This is a genomic window from Frateuria sp. Soil773 (assembly GCF_001428405.1).
Classification (GTDB): Bacteria; Pseudomonadota; Gammaproteobacteria; order Xanthomonadales; family Rhodanobacteraceae; genus LMSL01.
The window spans coordinates 89557-89815 of record NZ_LMSL01000008.1 but is presented as its reverse complement, the minus strand read 5'-3'; the positions used below and the strand labels follow the sequence as shown (position 1 = coordinate 89815).

Below are 259 nucleotides of genomic sequence, written 5' to 3'. Positions count from 1 at the left end.
TCGTATCGAGCGCGGCATCATCAAGGTCGGCGACGAAATCGAAGTGGTCGGCATCCGCGACACACAGAAGACGACGGTCACGGGCGTGGAAATGTTCCGCAAGCTGCTGGACCAGGGCCAGGCGGGCGACAACGCGGGCCTGCTGCTGCGCGGTCTGAAGCGCGACGACGTGGAGCGCGGCCAGGTGCTGGCGAAGCCGGGCACGATCACCCCGCACACGGACTTCGAGGCGGAGGTGTACGTGCTGTCGAAGGACGAA

At 66.0% G+C, this 259-nt stretch carries 1 protein-coding gene; it reads left to right on the top strand.

What is annotated here, in order from left to right:
* A partial coding sequence (locus ASG87_RS19165; protein WP_268761797.1) for an EF-Tu/IF-2/RF-3 family GTPase occupies window positions 1-259 on the top strand: 259 nt, incomplete at both ends.